This window comes from Mycobacterium kyogaense, from assembly GCF_003254575.1.
In the GTDB taxonomy this organism is placed as follows: domain Bacteria; phylum Actinomycetota; class Actinomycetes; order Mycobacteriales; family Mycobacteriaceae; genus Mycobacterium; species Mycobacterium kyogaense.
The window spans coordinates 57,064-70,209 of record NZ_QJUA01000003.1 but is presented as its reverse complement, the minus strand read 5'-3'; the positions used below and the strand labels follow the sequence as shown (position 1 = coordinate 70,209).

14 protein-coding genes are annotated in these 13,146 nt (G+C 70.2%); 8 read left to right on the top strand and 6 right to left on the bottom strand.

The features are described from left to right. Window positions 1-16: 16 nt before the first annotated feature. A complete protein-coding gene (gene cofC / locus DMB80_RS03680) occupies window positions 17-682 on the bottom strand; it encodes a 2-phospho-L-lactate guanylyltransferase (RefSeq protein WP_111508710.1) in 666 nt (221 codons plus the stop codon). A 71-nt stretch (window positions 683-753) separates the two neighbouring features. On the opposite strand from cofC, the gene DMB80_RS03675 reads away from it, so the two are divergent. Genes DMB80_RS03675 through DMB80_RS03665 form a run of 3 tightly spaced genes read left to right on the top strand, consistent with a single transcriptional unit; the run spans window position 754 to window position 3,973 of the window. Continuing rightward, window positions 754-1,731 (top strand): NAD(P)H-dependent glycerol-3-phosphate dehydrogenase, encoded by a 978-nt coding sequence (locus tag DMB80_RS03675; RefSeq protein ID WP_111508709.1) that lies wholly within the window; start codon window positions 754-756, stop codon window positions 1,729-1,731. A gap of 4 nt (window positions 1,732-1,735) precedes the next feature. After that, complete coding sequence (locus tag DMB80_RS03670; protein WP_111508597.1) at window positions 1,736-2,857, top strand: cystathionine gamma-lyase; 1,122 nt, start codon at window positions 1,736-1,738, stop codon at window positions 2,855-2,857. Window positions 2,858-2,869: 12 nt separating this feature from the next. Continuing rightward, window positions 2,870-3,973, top strand: coding sequence for a D-alanine--D-alanine ligase family protein (locus DMB80_RS03665; RefSeq protein WP_111508596.1), 1,104 nt, complete (start codon window positions 2,870-2,872; stop codon window positions 3,971-3,973). A 3-nt stretch (window positions 3,974-3,976) separates the two neighbouring features. On the opposite strand, the gene DMB80_RS03660 is transcribed toward DMB80_RS03665, so the two are convergent. After that, window positions 3,977-4,525 carry a DUF3515 domain-containing protein gene (locus DMB80_RS03660; RefSeq protein ID WP_111508595.1) on the bottom strand — a complete coding sequence of 183 codons (549 nt, stop codon included), beginning with the start codon at window positions 4,523-4,525 and terminating at the stop codon, window positions 3,977-3,979. Window positions 4,526-4,549: 24 nt separating this feature from the next. Beyond that, entirely contained in the window at window positions 4,550-4,789 is a 240-nt protein-coding gene (locus tag DMB80_RS03655) for an Lrp/AsnC ligand binding domain-containing protein (RefSeq protein WP_111508708.1), read from the bottom strand. A 135-nt stretch (window positions 4,790-4,924) separates the two neighbouring features. Here DMB80_RS03655 and DMB80_RS03650 point away from each other — a divergent pair, with 135 nt between their 5' ends. Beyond that, a complete protein-coding gene (locus DMB80_RS03650) occupies window positions 4,925-5,881 on the top strand; it encodes a thiamine-phosphate kinase (protein WP_111508594.1) in 957 nt (318 codons plus the stop codon). 27 nt (window positions 5,882-5,908) lie between these two features. Then, entirely contained in the window at window positions 5,909-6,586 is a 678-nt protein-coding gene (locus DMB80_RS03645) for a uracil-DNA glycosylase (protein WP_111508593.1), read from the top strand. A 45-nt stretch (window positions 6,587-6,631) separates the two neighbouring features. On the opposite strand, the gene rpmB is transcribed toward DMB80_RS03645, so the two are convergent. Beyond that, complete coding sequence (gene rpmB, locus DMB80_RS03640; RefSeq protein ID WP_014815134.1) at window positions 6,632-6,826, bottom strand: 50S ribosomal protein L28; 195 nt, start codon at window positions 6,824-6,826, stop codon at window positions 6,632-6,634. A gap of 191 nt (window positions 6,827-7,017) precedes the next feature. On the opposite strand from rpmB, the gene DMB80_RS03635 reads away from it, so the two are divergent. From DMB80_RS03635 to DMB80_RS03625, 3 genes are read left to right on the top strand one after another with little or no spacing between them, the layout of a single operon-like run. Then, complete coding sequence (locus tag DMB80_RS03635) at window positions 7,018-8,679, top strand: DAK2 domain-containing protein (RefSeq protein ID WP_111508592.1); 1,662 nt, start codon at window positions 7,018-7,020, stop codon at window positions 8,677-8,679. Between the two features lies 1 nt (window position 8,680). Further along, complete coding sequence (gene recG / locus DMB80_RS03630; RefSeq protein ID WP_111508591.1) at window positions 8,681-10,912, top strand: ATP-dependent DNA helicase RecG; 2,232 nt, start codon at window positions 8,681-8,683, stop codon at window positions 10,910-10,912. Further along, a complete protein-coding gene (locus DMB80_RS03625) occupies window positions 10,909-11,616 on the top strand; it encodes an HNH endonuclease family protein (protein WP_111508590.1) in 708 nt (235 codons plus the stop codon). The genes recG and DMB80_RS03625 overlap by 4 nt, the downstream gene beginning before the upstream one ends. 2 nt (window positions 11,617-11,618) lie before the next feature. Here DMB80_RS03625 and DMB80_RS03620 read toward each other — a convergent pair whose 3' ends face one another. Both DMB80_RS03620 and DMB80_RS03615 read right to left on the bottom strand, forming a co-directional pair. Continuing rightward, entirely contained in the window at window positions 11,619-11,858 is a 240-nt protein-coding gene (locus DMB80_RS03620; RefSeq protein WP_162938397.1) for a hypothetical protein, read from the bottom strand. Window positions 11,859-11,950: 92 nt separating this feature from the next. Further along, entirely contained in the window at window positions 11,951-13,141 is a 1,191-nt protein-coding gene (locus DMB80_RS03615) for a Dyp-type peroxidase (RefSeq protein ID WP_111508588.1), read from the bottom strand. Between the last annotated feature and the right edge of the window lie 5 nt (window positions 13,142-13,146).

Genomic DNA, 13,146 nt, shown 5'->3' with positions numbered 1-13,146 from the left:
TTCGCCGGGTACGCGTTCAGCGCAACGCGCCGATCACCTGCGACGTCGCGGGCCCGACTCCGAGTAGGCGGGCGTCCAGAAGATCCTGGGCGGTGTCGATGTCGCACCGTAATCCCGGCCAGTCGCCGGTCAATTCCGCCGCGCCCGAACGGCGATGCCGGGCGGACGATTCAGCGCCGAACAGCGGGCGCAGGGGGACGCCGAACGCGAACAGTGCCGCGGTCCCCGAGCCGTGCCGATCGCTCACGAAGCTGCGGGGATTGGCGCTGGCGGCGCTGATCGCCTCGGTCAGCTCGGCAACTCGTAGTGCCGGCAGATCGCCTTGCAGGGCAACCACATTGACGCTCTCGCGGCGGGCGAGCGCTTCACCGGCGGCCAGCGCGTTGTTGAGGGGATCGCGATGATTCGCCGGCGTGGGGTCATCGAGGGCCAGCGCCCCCAGGCGGCCGGCGGCGGCCGCGGCGTCGGCGTCGGGTGTCACCACGATGATCGACCGGACCGCCGGCACCGCGGTGGCGGCGGCGATCGTGTCCTCGAGCATGGCGAGCACCACACCCCCGCGGGCGGCCGGCGGGAACGCCGGCGCCAGCCGGGTCTTGGCCGCGGTCAGACGCTTGACAGCGATCACCACGCTGACGCCCGCGTCCGGGGTTCGGGCGCCGGCGGCCGATGAGGTGGTCATGCCGGTCACGAGCGCCATCCTGCCAGCAGTTATTCCCGACTAGTCTTGGAGCCGTGGTCGAGGCTGCGGTGATGGGTGCAGGGGCATGGGGTACGGCACTGGCGAAGGTGCTGGCCGATGCAGGAAATGGAGTGAGGTTGTGGGCGCGCAACCCCGAGCGGGCCGCCGAGATCAACCGCTCGCACTGCAACCCCGGATACCTCGACGTCCCCCTGCCGGCCTCGATCCGGGCCACCGGTGACTGTGTCGAAGCGCTCGACGGTGCCTGCACCGTGCTGCTCGCCGTACCGTCACAGACGCTGCGCGCCAACCTGACCGAGTGGGCGCCGTATCTCGGCGCAGACACCACTCTGGTCAGCGTGGCCAAGGGCATCGAGCTGGACACGCTGATGCGCATGAGCCAGGTGGTGGCGCAGGTGACCGGCGCCGATGCCGCCCGCGTCGCCGTGATCTCCGGTCCCAATCTGGCCAGTGAGGTCGCCGCCGAACAGCCCGCCGCCACGGTCGTCGCGTGCAGCGACTCCGGCCGCGCGGTGGCCCTGCAGCGGGCGTTGTCCACCGGATACTTCCGGCCCTACACCAACGCCGATGTGATCGGTGCCGAGATCGGCGGAGCGTGCAAGAACGTGATCGCCCTCGCCTCTGGGATGGCTGCGGGCAAGGGGCTGGGGGAGAACACCGCGGCCGCGATCATCACCCGCGGGCTGGCGGAGATCATGCGGCTGGGAATCGCTTTGGGCGCCAAGCCGGCAACGCTGGCCGGGTTGGCCGGCATCGGGGATCTCGTCGCGACGTGCATGTCCCCTCGTTCGCGCAATCGTTCCTTCGGGGAACGGCTGGGCCAGGGCGGCACGATGGAGGCGGCGATGGCCGCCACCGGCGGTCACGTCGCCGAGGGCGTGACCTCCTGCCGGTCGGTGCTGGCGTTGTCGGCGAGCTATGACGTCGAGATGCCGCTGACCGAAGCGGTGCACGGTGTGTGCCACAAGGGTCTGTCGGTCGAGGACGCGGTGGCGCTGCTGCTCGGTCGCTCCACGAAACCGGAGTGATCCCATGACCTACGGCGAGACCTACGGCGATTCCACCCGAAGCCTGAAAGCTATTGCTGCTGAACATGTTCCGGGTGACCCGGTGGGGCCGGTACCGGTGCCGGCGGCGGCATACCACCTCGGTGCCGACGAGGACGACACGCTGGACAGCTACGGCAGGCGGCACAACCCCACCTGGCGGCAGCTCGAATCAGCCCTCGCGACGCTGGAGGGCGCCGCCGCAGCGGTCGCGTTCGGATCGGGCATGGCGGCCATCACGTCGGTGCTACGCGCGGTGACCGAGCCGGGCAGCACGCTCGTCGTCCCGGCAGACGGTTACTACCAGGTGCGCGCCTACGCCACCGAATACCTCGCTCCTCGCGGCGTCACCGTCGTGCAGGCCACGTGCGCGCAGATGTGCGAGGCCGCTCGCGACGCCGATGTGGTGCTGGCCGAGACGCCGTCGAACCCGGGGTTGGATGTGGTGGATCTGCACCGCCTGGCGATGCAGTGCCGACCGCGTGGTGCTCTTCTGGCGGTCGACAACACGACGGCGACCCCGTTGGGGCAGCAGCCGCTGGCCCTGGGGGCCGACCTGGTGGTGGCCAGCGCCACCAAAGCGCTCTCCGGGCATCACGATCTGCTCGCCGGCTACGTCGCAGGCAACCGCGCCGACGTGATCGAGCGGCTGCAGCGCGAGCGACTGCTGGCCGGGCCCATCCTCGGCGCGTTCGAGGCGTGGCTCGTGCTGCGGGGCCTCGGCACGCTCGGCCTGCGCTTCGAACGGCAATGCCAGAACGCCGCGGCCCTTGCGATGATGCTGCGTTCCCACCCCGCGGTGACTGCCGTGCGCTACCCCGGTCTGCCCGACGATCCGTCCCACGCCATCGCGACCCGGCAGATGCGCCGCTTCGGCGGCATCGTCTCCGTCGAGCTGGCCGACGCCGATGCGGTACACGATCTCGTCCGTCGCAGTGCGCTGCTCGTCGGCGCCACCAGCTTCGGCGGCGTGCACACCTCGGTCGACCGCAGGGCCCGATGGGGCGACCCGGTACCACCCGGCTTCGCCCGCATATCCTGCGGGATCGAGGACACCGACGACCTGCTGGCCGATATCGACTCGGCCCTCGCCGGGGCCGGCCGGTAGCCTCTCCAGACTGTGACTGCCCGCACCCGCGTTGCCGTCGTCTATGGCGGACGGAGTTCTGAGCACGCGATCTCGTGTGTCTCCGCAGGCAGCATCCTGCGCAACCTCGATCCGGGGCGGTTCGAGGTGGTCGCCGTCGGTATCACCCCGCACGGATCGTGGGTGCTCGGCGACGGCCGCCCCGACGGGCTGGCCATCACCGACGGCAGGCTGCCCGGCGTCAGCGAGGCCTCCGGAACCGCGCTCGCGCTGTCGCCCGATCCGGCCCGGCGCGGACAGCTGCTGTCGATGGGGGAGGCCGCCGGTGACGTGCTGGCCTCGGTCGACGTGGTCTTCCCGGTCCTGCACGGTCCCTACGGTGAAGACGGCACCATCCAGGGCCTGCTCGAGCTGGCCGGTGTGCCCTACGTCGGCGCCGGTGTCCTGGCCAGTGCAGTCGGAATGGACAAAGAGTTCACGAAAAAGCTGCTGGCCGCCGCCGACCTGCCGATCGGCGACCAGATCGTGCTGCGGCCGCGGGACACCGCAGTGTCGCTGTCCGACCGTGAGCGGCTCGGGCTGCCCGTCTTCGTCAAGCCGGCCCGCGGCGGCTCGTCGATCGGAGTCAGCCGCGTCACGTCCTGGGACATGCTGCCGTCCGCGATCGAGCTGGCGCGGCGCCACGATCCGAAAGTGATCGTCGAGGCCGCCGTCCTCGGCCGGGAAATCGAGTGCGGCGTGCTCGAGTTCCCCGACGGACGGCTCGACGCCAGCACCGTCGGCGAGATCCGCGTCGCCGGGGTACGCGGCCGCGACGACGGCTTCTACGACTTCGAGACCAAATACCTCGACGACGCGGCCGAACTCGACGTCCCGGCCAAGATCGACGACGACGTCGCCGACGAGATCCGCGCCCTGTCGATCCGGGCCTTCCAGGCCATCGATTGTCAGGGCTTGGCGCGCGTCGACTTCTTCCTCACCGACGACGGCCCGGTGATCAACGAGATCAACACGATGCCGGGCTTCACCACGATCTCGATGTATCCGCGCATGTGGGCGGCCAGCGGCGTCGACTACCCGACGCTGCTCGCCACGATGGTGGACACCGCCGTCGCCCGCGGCACCGGCCTGCGCTAGCTGCTAGGCCGCGGGACCTGGATCGGCCGGCTGGGCCGGCAATGTCTCGGTCACGGCCTTCGACACCGTCTGGATGGCGTCGGGCCCCGAATCGCTCGGCAGCGTCAGCGCCACGTAGACCGGCCGGTCGACCGCGAACCAGGTGGCCCGATCGGCATCGCTCGGATCCTGGACCCGGAACCACGACACCGAGTCAACGACCGTGAGAGGTGCTCCGACCACGAAGTCCGCCGGGCGTTCCACGCCGCACCGCAGCACCAGCGGCTCGCCGCCGTCGTCGCGCTGCCACGCGACTGCCCCGGCCGGGGCGGGCTCGACGAGCGGCGCGCGCCGGTAGTCACCCAGTTTCTCTGGCAGCGTGCCGATCAGGCCGGCGCATTCGGGGCCGTCCGCCCGCGGGGCGGGCACCGCCGAGAGTGCCACGGGCGCGGGACTGCGTTGGTGTTGAGTGACGGCGGCGAACACGAGGAAGCCGACGGCCGCACCGACCGCGAGCACGATCGCCGCGATCAGCGCAGCGCGGGGCGGACCGTCGCCGGGGGTGTCGGCCATGGCGACACTCTACGGGCGGGCCACCTACGCCATCGCGCCGGCAATCGGGCACGTCAACGTCCGCGTGATGCCCGCGACCTGCTGCACCGTGGGCACGACGGCCGACGTCAGCTCGGCCAGCGTGGGGGCCCCTGCCCGCACGATCACGTCATAGGGTCCGGTCACCGACTCCGACGACAACACACCGGGAAGACCGGCGAGCTGCTTGGCGACGATCTCGGCGCGGCCGACTTCGGTCTGGATGAGCACGAAAGCCTCGACCACGCCGTGATCCCTCCGTTCGGTCTGCGCGGACACCGGCGGCGTCGACGGCGGCGCATAAACTCTGTGGGAAATTCAAGGTACCGCAGGTGAGCCCGGCGTTCAGGCCACGATCCTTCGCAGGCGAGGAGAGCAGACATGGCCGACGGCACGCTGGCAGCAGACGGCGAGTTCGCGGTCATCGACCGATTGGTCAGCGGGCGCCGGCAGCCGCCGTCCGTCGTCGTCGGGCCGGGCGACGACGCCGCGGTCCTGACGGGCACGGGCGCGACCGCGGTGAGCACCGACATGTTGGTGGAGGGCAGGCACTTTCGACTGGACTGGTCGACTCCGTACGACATCGGGCGAAAAGCCATCGCGCAGAACGCCTCTGACATCGAGGCGATGGGCGGCCGCCCCACCGCGTTCGTCGTCGGTTACGGCGCCCCCGGCGACACCGAGACAGCGCAGGCCGTCGCGCTGTCCGACGGACTGTGGGACGAGGCCACGCGGGTCGGCGCCGGCATCGTCGGCGGCGACATGGTGGCCGCCCCGCAGTGGGTGGTCTCGGTGACCGTGCTGGGTGATCTCGACGGCCGACCGCCCGTGTTGCGTAGTGGCGCCAGGCCCGGTGACGTGGTCGCGGTCGTGGGCGAACTCGGTCGGTCGGCCGCGGGTTACACGCTGTGGCACAACAACATCGAGGAGTTCGAGGCGTTACGCCGTCGCCACCTGGTGCCGGCGCCGCCGTACGGGCAGGGCGCCGTCGCAGCCCACGCGGGCGCCACGGCGATGACCGATGTCTCCGACGGGCTGCTTGCCGATCTCGGGCACATCGCGGCCGCATCGGGGGTCCACGTCGACCTCGCCGTCGCGCTGCTGCACGACGACCTCGACGAGCTCGGACCGGCCGCGCGCGCCGCCGGAGTCGACCCCCGGCACTGGGTGCTCGGCGGTGGTGAAGATCACGCCCTGGTGGCGACGTTCCCGGACGAACCGCCCCCCGGTTGGCGCGCGATCGGGCGGGTGCGGCGTCCCGCAGCGGGATTCGGCGCCGGCGCCGTCACCGTCGACGGCGCGGCATGGACCGGCAATGCGGGCTGGCAGTCGTACTGAATCGCCGGGGCGCTAAGTTGGCCTCTCGTGACAGCACGCCCCCTGCAGGACTTGGTCGACGAATCGTGGGCGAACGCCCTCGCGCCGGTGCACGCCCGTGTCACCGAGATGGGGGAGTTCCTGCGCGCGGAACTCTCCGCCGGACACCGCTACCTCCCCACGGGGGCGCAGGTGTTGCGGGCGTTCACGTATCCCTTCGACGAGGTCCGTGTCCTCATCGTCGGTCAGGACCCGTACCCGACCCCCGGTCATGCTGTCGGGCTGAGTTTCTCGGTCGGCTCTGATGTGCGTCCGCTGCCGCGCAGCCTGTCCAACATCTACACCGAGTATCAGCAGGATCTCGGCTACCCGGCGCCCGCCAACGGGGACCTGACCCCGTGGTCCGAGCAGGGTGTCATGCTGCTGAACAGGGTGCTGACCGTGCGCCCCGGGACGCCGGCCTCGCATCGGGGCAAGGGCTGGGAAGCCGTCACCGAGTGTGCAATCCGGGCACTGGTCGCCCGGGAACGCCCGCTGGTGGCGGTGCTGTGGGGACGAGACGCTGCCACCCTCAAGCCGATGCTCGGTGACACGGCCATCATCGAGTCAGCGCACCCGTCGCCGCTGTCGGCGTCACGGGGCTTCTTCGGGTCGCGGCCGTTCAGCCGGGCCAACGAGCTGTTGACGCAGATGGGTGCCGAACCGGTGGACTGGCGCCTGCCGTAGCAGGGCGGGCCGATCGGGAGTGACGAAGTGTGGTGTGGACGGCAATCAGCCGCGGGTGACCTTGCCGGCCTTCAGGCAGGAGGTGCACACGTTCACGCGCTGCTTGTTGCCGCCCGGACGGGCTACCGCGCGCACCGACTGGATGTTCGGATTCCACCGACGGCTCGTCCGGCGATGGGAGTGCGACACCGACTTACCGAAGCCGGGGCCCTTCCCGCAGATATCGCACACGGCAGCCATAGTGAGAACTCCTCATAAGTCAGCGCTTGGGGGTCAACGACCTAACGGGTGACCCGACAACCCGATCAGACTACCGGGCAGCGCCGAGGTTCGCCAAAACGGTGTCCATTGCTGTCCGGGGCAGTGGCTAGGCTGGCGCCGGCGCACGCTGCTTCAGTCACACCGCGGCGCCCTGGCGTGCGGAGGTGAGGATGTCGGCTCGGCGGCTCGATGCATCGGCGCTGCGGAGCTGGGCCCACACCGCGGTGTCGGATCTGATCAGCCACACCGATGAGATCAACGCACTGAACGTCTTCCCCGTCGCCGACGCCGACACCGGTACCAACATGCTGTTCACGATGCGCGCTGCCTGGGCGCACGCCGACTCCGCTGCCGCCGGCGACGACGTGACCGCGGTGGCGGCGGCGCTCGCCGACGGGGCGCTGCGCGGCGCGCGCGGCAACTCCGGGGTGATCCTGTCGCAGATTCTGCGTGCCCTGGCCGACGTCACCACCGCCGCCGGCGAGGATCGCGTGATCGCCGACATCGACGGCCGGCTGCTGGCCGCGGCGATGCGCCATGCCGTCACGCTGGTCGTCACCTCGATGGGTGAGGCCGTGCCCGGCACCATCACCTCGGTGCTGCAGGACGCTGCGGAGGCAGCCGCCCGGGAAGCCGACGACGGTGACGGCGGAGAGGCAGAGCTCTCCGAGGTGGTGGCTGCCGCCGCCCAGGCCGCCGTTGCGGCGCTGGACCGCACCCCGACACAGCTCGACGTGCTCGCCGACGCCGGTGTGGTGGACGCAGGCGGTCGGGGCCTGCTGGTTCTTCTCGACGCGCTGACCACCACGCTCACCGGGCGTGCACAGCCCCGCCCGCAGTACCGTCCCGAACCCGTCGATGCTGCCGCCGGGGAGTCGGCCCGCTCGGTGACCGCTGTGTCGAAGGCGGCGACCCCGCAGTTCGAGGTCATGTACCTGCTCAGCGGTGCCGAGCCGGCAGGGGTGGAGGTATTGCGGGCACGCCTGGACGAGCTCGGCGAATCCGTCGCCATCGCGGCGTCGGCGGAGACGGGCCGGTACTCCGTCCACGTCCATGTCGACGACGCGGGTGCCGCCGTGGAGGCCGCCCTGCAGGTCGGTGTCCCCAGCCGCATCCAGATCACGTCGCTGACCGGCGGCGCTGACCGTCACCCGGCGGGCGGCTGGGCGCGGGAGCGTGCAGTCTTGGCCGTCGTCGACGGAGACGGTGCCGAGGAGCTGTTCACCAGCGAGGGCGCGCAGATCCTGCGCCCGGAGCCCGGGTTACCCGTGAGCGCTCACCAGTTGCTCCACGCGTTGGTCAACACCGGCGCCGAACACGTCATGGTGCTGCCCAATGGTTACGTCGCCGCCGAGGAGCTGCTCGCCGGCTGGGCGGTGGCGTCGGACTGGGGGATCACGATGGTGCCCGTGTATTCCGGCTCGATGGTGCAGGGGCTGGCTGCGCTGGCCGTGCACGATCCGGGCCATCGACCGGTCGATGACGGCTACACCATGACCAGGGCCGCGGCCGGGGCGCGCCACGGATCAGTGCGCGTCGCCGCCGAAGAAGCGCTGACGTGGGCCGGTGCGTGCCGGCCGGGGGACGGACTGGGAATCGCCGGTGACGAGGTCGTCCTCGTGGGCGACAGCGTGACCGCTGTGGGTGCCGGGCTGATCGACCTGTTGCTGGCCGCCGGTGGCGAGCTGGTGACCGTACTCACCGGCTCAGGCGTCGGGCCCGACGTCGCCGATGCCCTGCGCGACCACGTCCACCGCGAGCACCCGGGGACCGACATGGTCAGTTTCCACACCGGCCACGGCGGCGACGTGCTGCTGATCGGAGTCGAATGACGTGGCGACACTGAGTGATCGGCTCGACTTCGTGCTGGGCCGCAAGGCTGCCGAGCCCCTCGAGGAGCATCTGGGGCTGCGTACCTGCGGTGACCTGGTGCGGTACTTCCCCCGCAAGTACAGCGACGCCATGAGCGTGCGCGACGAGGGTGAGGAGCTCGATCTCGAAGAAGGCGAACACATCACGTTCGTCGACGTCATCACCGAGGCCACTCTGCGCTACACCAACCGGCAACCCAAGCGGGAATTCCTGGTCGTGACGCTAGGACAGCGCAGACCCAAGGTCACCGCCACGTTCTTCAACGCCAAGTACCTGAAGCATTCACTGGTCAAGGGCGCCAAGGTGATGCTGTCGGGCGAGGTCGGGTATTTCCGGGGCGTCATGCAGCTCACGCATCCGGCGTTCCTGATCCTGCGCGACGACGGCACCATGAAGGGCACCAAATCCCTGTCGACGATCGCCGACGCCGCCGGGGCCGCCGGAACGGACGTCCTCGCTGCGTTCGAGAAGGAGTACTTCCCGATCTACCCGGCGACGGCCAAGGTGCAGACCTGGGACATCTACGCCTGTATGCGCCAGATGCTGGCCGTGCTGGACCCCGTACCCGATCCCTTGCCCGAATGGGTTGTCCGAGAACATGATCTGATGTCCGAGGACGCTGCGTTGCGGGCGGTGCACATCTCCGAGGACACCCACGAGCGGGAACGGGCGATCGAACGCCTGACCTACGACGAGGCGATCGGGCTGCAGTGGGGTCTAGTGGTGCGCCGGCACAGCGAGCTGAGCGGGACCGGACCCGCCGCTGCGCCCCGCGCCGGCGGGCTGGCCGCGGCGATGGCGGCGCAGCTGCCGTTCGAGCTCACCGCCGGACAGCGCGATGTGCTCGACGTGATCTCTGCCGAGCTCGCGGGGGCGCACCCGATGAACCGGATGCTGCAGGGCGAAGTCGGTTCCGGCAAAACGGTTGTCGCACTGCTGGCGATGCTCCAGATGATCGACGCCGGTTATCAGTGCGCACTGCTGGCGCCGACCGAGGTGCTCGCCGCGCAGCACGCCCAGTCGATCCGCGCCATGCTGGGGCCGCTGGCGATGGCGGGCCAACTCGGCGGCACCGATCAAGCCACCGCGGCGACCTTGCTGACCGGGTCGATGTCGGCGCAGCAGAAGCGCGATGCCCGCCGGGAGGTGGCCGGCGGAACCGCCGGCATCGTGATCGGCACGCACGCACTGCTGCAGGATGCCGTGGAATTCGACCGCCTCGGCATGGTCGTCGTCGACGAGCAGCACCGGTTCGGTGTCGAGCAGCGAGATCGATTGCGCGCCAAGGCTCCTGAAGGAATCACCCCGCATCTTCTGGTGATGACGGCGACACCGATTCCGAGGACGGTGGCGCTCACGGTCTACGGCGACCTCGAGACATCGACGTTGCGGGAGCTGCCGCGTGGCCGCCAGCCCATCACGACGACCGCGATCTTCGTGGGTCAGAAGCCGACGTGGCTGGCGCGCGCCTGGCAGCGGATCGTCGAAGAGGTCGGCGCCGGCCGGCAGGCCTACGTGGTGGCCTCCCGCATCGACGAGAACGACAAGCCGGCCAAGTCCGGTGGACACGACGCGGGACAGGGTGGGCCTCCGCCGGTCACCGTGGTCCAGATGTTCGAGCGGCTCAGCAACGGGCCGCTGGCCGGGTTGCGGTTGGGCCTGATGCACGGGCGGCTCGCCGCCGAAGACAAGGATGCGGTGATGTCGGCGTTCCGCGCCGGCGACATCGACGTGCTGGTCTGCACGACGGTGATCGAGGTGGGCGTCGACGTGCCCAACGCCACGGTGATGGTCGTGATGGATGCCGACCGCTTCGGCATCAGCCAACTGCATCAGTTGCGCGGCCGAATCGGCCGCGGCCAGCATCCGAGCCTGTGTCTGCTGGCCACCAACCTTCCGGAGACCTCGAAGGCGGGTCAGCGCCTCACCGCCGTGGCCGGCACCCTCGACGGGTTCGCCCTCGCCGACCTCGATCTGCTCGAGCGCAGTGAGGGCGACGTACTGGGTCTGCACCAATCCGGCCGCGCGATCACCCTGCGTTTCCTGTCCCTGGCTCTCCATCGCGAGATCATCGAGACCGCAAAAGAGCTGTGCGAGAGGGTGTTCGATCACGATCCGCAGGACCCCGGGATGGCGGTCCTGTCGGCTCCGTTCGTCGACGCCGACCGCGTGCAATACCTGGACATGTCGTGACGCGCAGGCAGCTGCTGTGGCTCGCGGTCGCCTCAGCTCTGGCCGTCATCGTCGCCGTCCAGGTCGGCACCTCGCCGCGCGGGCCGTCGCGCTTCATCGCCCAGGCCGAGATCCCCACCGTCGCGCCGGGTGTCGACGTCCTCGCGGGCGTCGCCGAGATCCCTGCACGCACGCGCAGCCACGACTATCGCCGCGATGCGTTCGGCGAATCGTGGACCGACGACACCACGGCTCCGGGCGGGCACAACGGCTGCGACACCCGCAACGACATCCTCGACCGCGACCTGAGTGAGAAGACGTACGTGGCGATCAAGCGATGCCCCACCGCGGTGGCCACCGGCACCCTCCTCGACCCGTACACCAGCAGCGTCGTCGCGTTCACCCGCGGCAACCAGATCGGCGCGGCCGTGCAGATCGACCACATCGTGCCCCTGGCGCTGGCCTGGGACCTCGGGGCCCGCGGCTGGCCGGACGACCTGCGCACCCGGTTCGCCAACGACCCGGCCAATCTGCTGGCGGTCGACGGACAGGCCAACCAGGACAAGGGAGACAAGGAGCCGGCGCTGTGGATGCCGCCGAATGCGGCATTCCACTGCCAGTACGCCATGCAGTTCATCGCAGTTCTGCGCGGCTACGGGCTACCGGTCGATGCACCGTCGGTACCGGTGCTGCGGGAGGCTGCCGCGACCTGCCCGACGGGCTGAACTCAGGACGAGGAGCCCGAACCGGTTCCCGCGCGGTTGAACTGACCGGGACCGGTTACCGACGGATCCCAGGGTCCGCCCGACGAGGGGCCCGAGGTTGGCGACCAGTCGCAGTCGTTCGCCCCCCACGCGAACGGGCCCCAGCAGCCCGGGTCCCACGGCTGCTGGGCGACCGTGGTGGTGATGACGGAGGCGGGCAGCAGCGCCACACCGACCGCCACCCCGATCGCCGAAACAGCCACGACCGCACGTTTCACCATCATCGTCACCTCTCGCTGGGATCGTGCGTCTATTGCACCGCGCAGACACCGAGTTCCGCTAGACCCGCCGGTGATCATGCCTCGAGCAGAGGCTGACCCAGGTATCCGTCGGTCGGCACCCCGGGCAGGATCGCGAAGGTGGCGCTGCCGACCGTGGTGATCCACGCGTTGAGCGCGTCGGCGCCGGCCAACCGCCGCAACACGGGGACGAATTGACGCATCGGAGCGCGTTGATAGGCGGCGAACACCAGTCCGCATTCACCCGCCGCGTCGTCGTAGTTGTAGCCGCGGCGCAGGAAGTGTTCGTCGTCGGTCCGCGCATGCGCCAGCGCGATGTGCGCGTTGGGTGGTATCACCGGGATGCCGTTCTCCTGAGCCGCGAAGTCCGGTTCGTCGAACTCGCGCGCACCCGTCAGCGGCGCTCCCGTGTCGAGTCGACGCCCCAATGCCGTCTCCTTGCTCGTCCTGTCGAGCTCGTCCCAGGTGTCCATCTCGGCGCGGATCCTGCGGATCACGGCGACCGTCCCGCCCGCGAACCACCGGTGCTGCTCGCCGGCATCCCACACGTAGCGGTCGAATTCGCCGGGTGCACGCAGGTTCGCGGTGCCGTCGACCTGGCCCATGAGGTTGCGCATGGTCGTGCCGTCGGTATCGGCGCCACGGGCGCCGCGGAAGCCGTTCTGACGCCATCGCGGTGTCGCCAGCGTCCGGACGTTCTTCAGCAGGACCCGGCATGCATGCGCGACCGGCACCAGGTCGTCGGCGCAGATCTGCAACAACAGGTCACCGCCACACCATTTCTCGTCGAGGCGGTCGACGACGAACGTCGGCAGCGGGGCCGCCCCGTCGGGCCGCAGGTGCGCCGCTCCGATCTGATCGAACACTGCGGGTCCCAGGCCGACCGTGACGGTCAGCCTCGCCGGCCGCAATGCCAGTTCCGGTTCGGTGTCGGCCAGCGCGGGTTCGCCTTGGGTGAGCCGGGCCGCGTCAGACGTCCACAACTTCAGCACCGCGGTGAGTGCCTCGCGCGGGGAGCGGGCCGCCCCGGGACGAAGATCGAGAGCGACGAAGGTGGCGTGGGCCTGAGGCGCAGTGGCCACCCCGGCTTGGTGCGCACCGTGGAAGGATTCGCGGTGGGTGCCGAATCCCGCTGTGGCGGTCACCTTTTCGGTGGCACGGACACCCGCGAGGGTGGCGCCTGTGGCGGCAACGGCGGCGCCTCCGGTCAGGAGGCGCCGCCGGTTGATCGTGGGCCGGTCAACCATGCCGA

Excerpts from the sequence above, each read along its gene's own strand:
- cofC (WP_111508710.1), bottom strand. The coding sequence starts at position 682 with ATGACCACCTCATCGGCCGCCGGCGCCCGAACCCCGGACGCGGGCGTC.
- DMB80_RS03675 (WP_111508709.1), top strand. The coding sequence starts at position 754 with ATGGGTGCAGGGGCATGGGGTACGGCACTGGCGAAGGTGCTGGCCGAT.
- DMB80_RS03670 (WP_111508597.1), top strand. The coding sequence starts at position 1,736 with ATGACCTACGGCGAGACCTACGGCGATTCCACCCGAAGCCTGAAAGCT.
- DMB80_RS03660 (WP_111508595.1), bottom strand. The coding sequence starts at position 4,525 with ATGGCCGACACCCCCGGCGACGGTCCGCCCCGCGCTGCGCTGATCGCG.
- DMB80_RS03650 (WP_111508594.1), top strand. The coding sequence starts at position 4,925 with ATGGCCGACGGCACGCTGGCAGCAGACGGCGAGTTCGCGGTCATCGAC.
- rpmB (WP_014815134.1), bottom strand. The coding sequence starts at position 6,826 with ATGGCTGCCGTGTGCGATATCTGCGGGAAGGGCCCCGGCTTCGGTAAG.
- DMB80_RS03635 (WP_111508592.1), top strand. The coding sequence starts at position 7,018 with ATGTCGGCTCGGCGGCTCGATGCATCGGCGCTGCGGAGCTGGGCCCAC.
- DMB80_RS03615 (WP_111508588.1), bottom strand. The coding sequence starts at position 13,141 with ATGGTTGACCGGCCCACGATCAACCGGCGGCGCCTCCTGACCGGAGGC.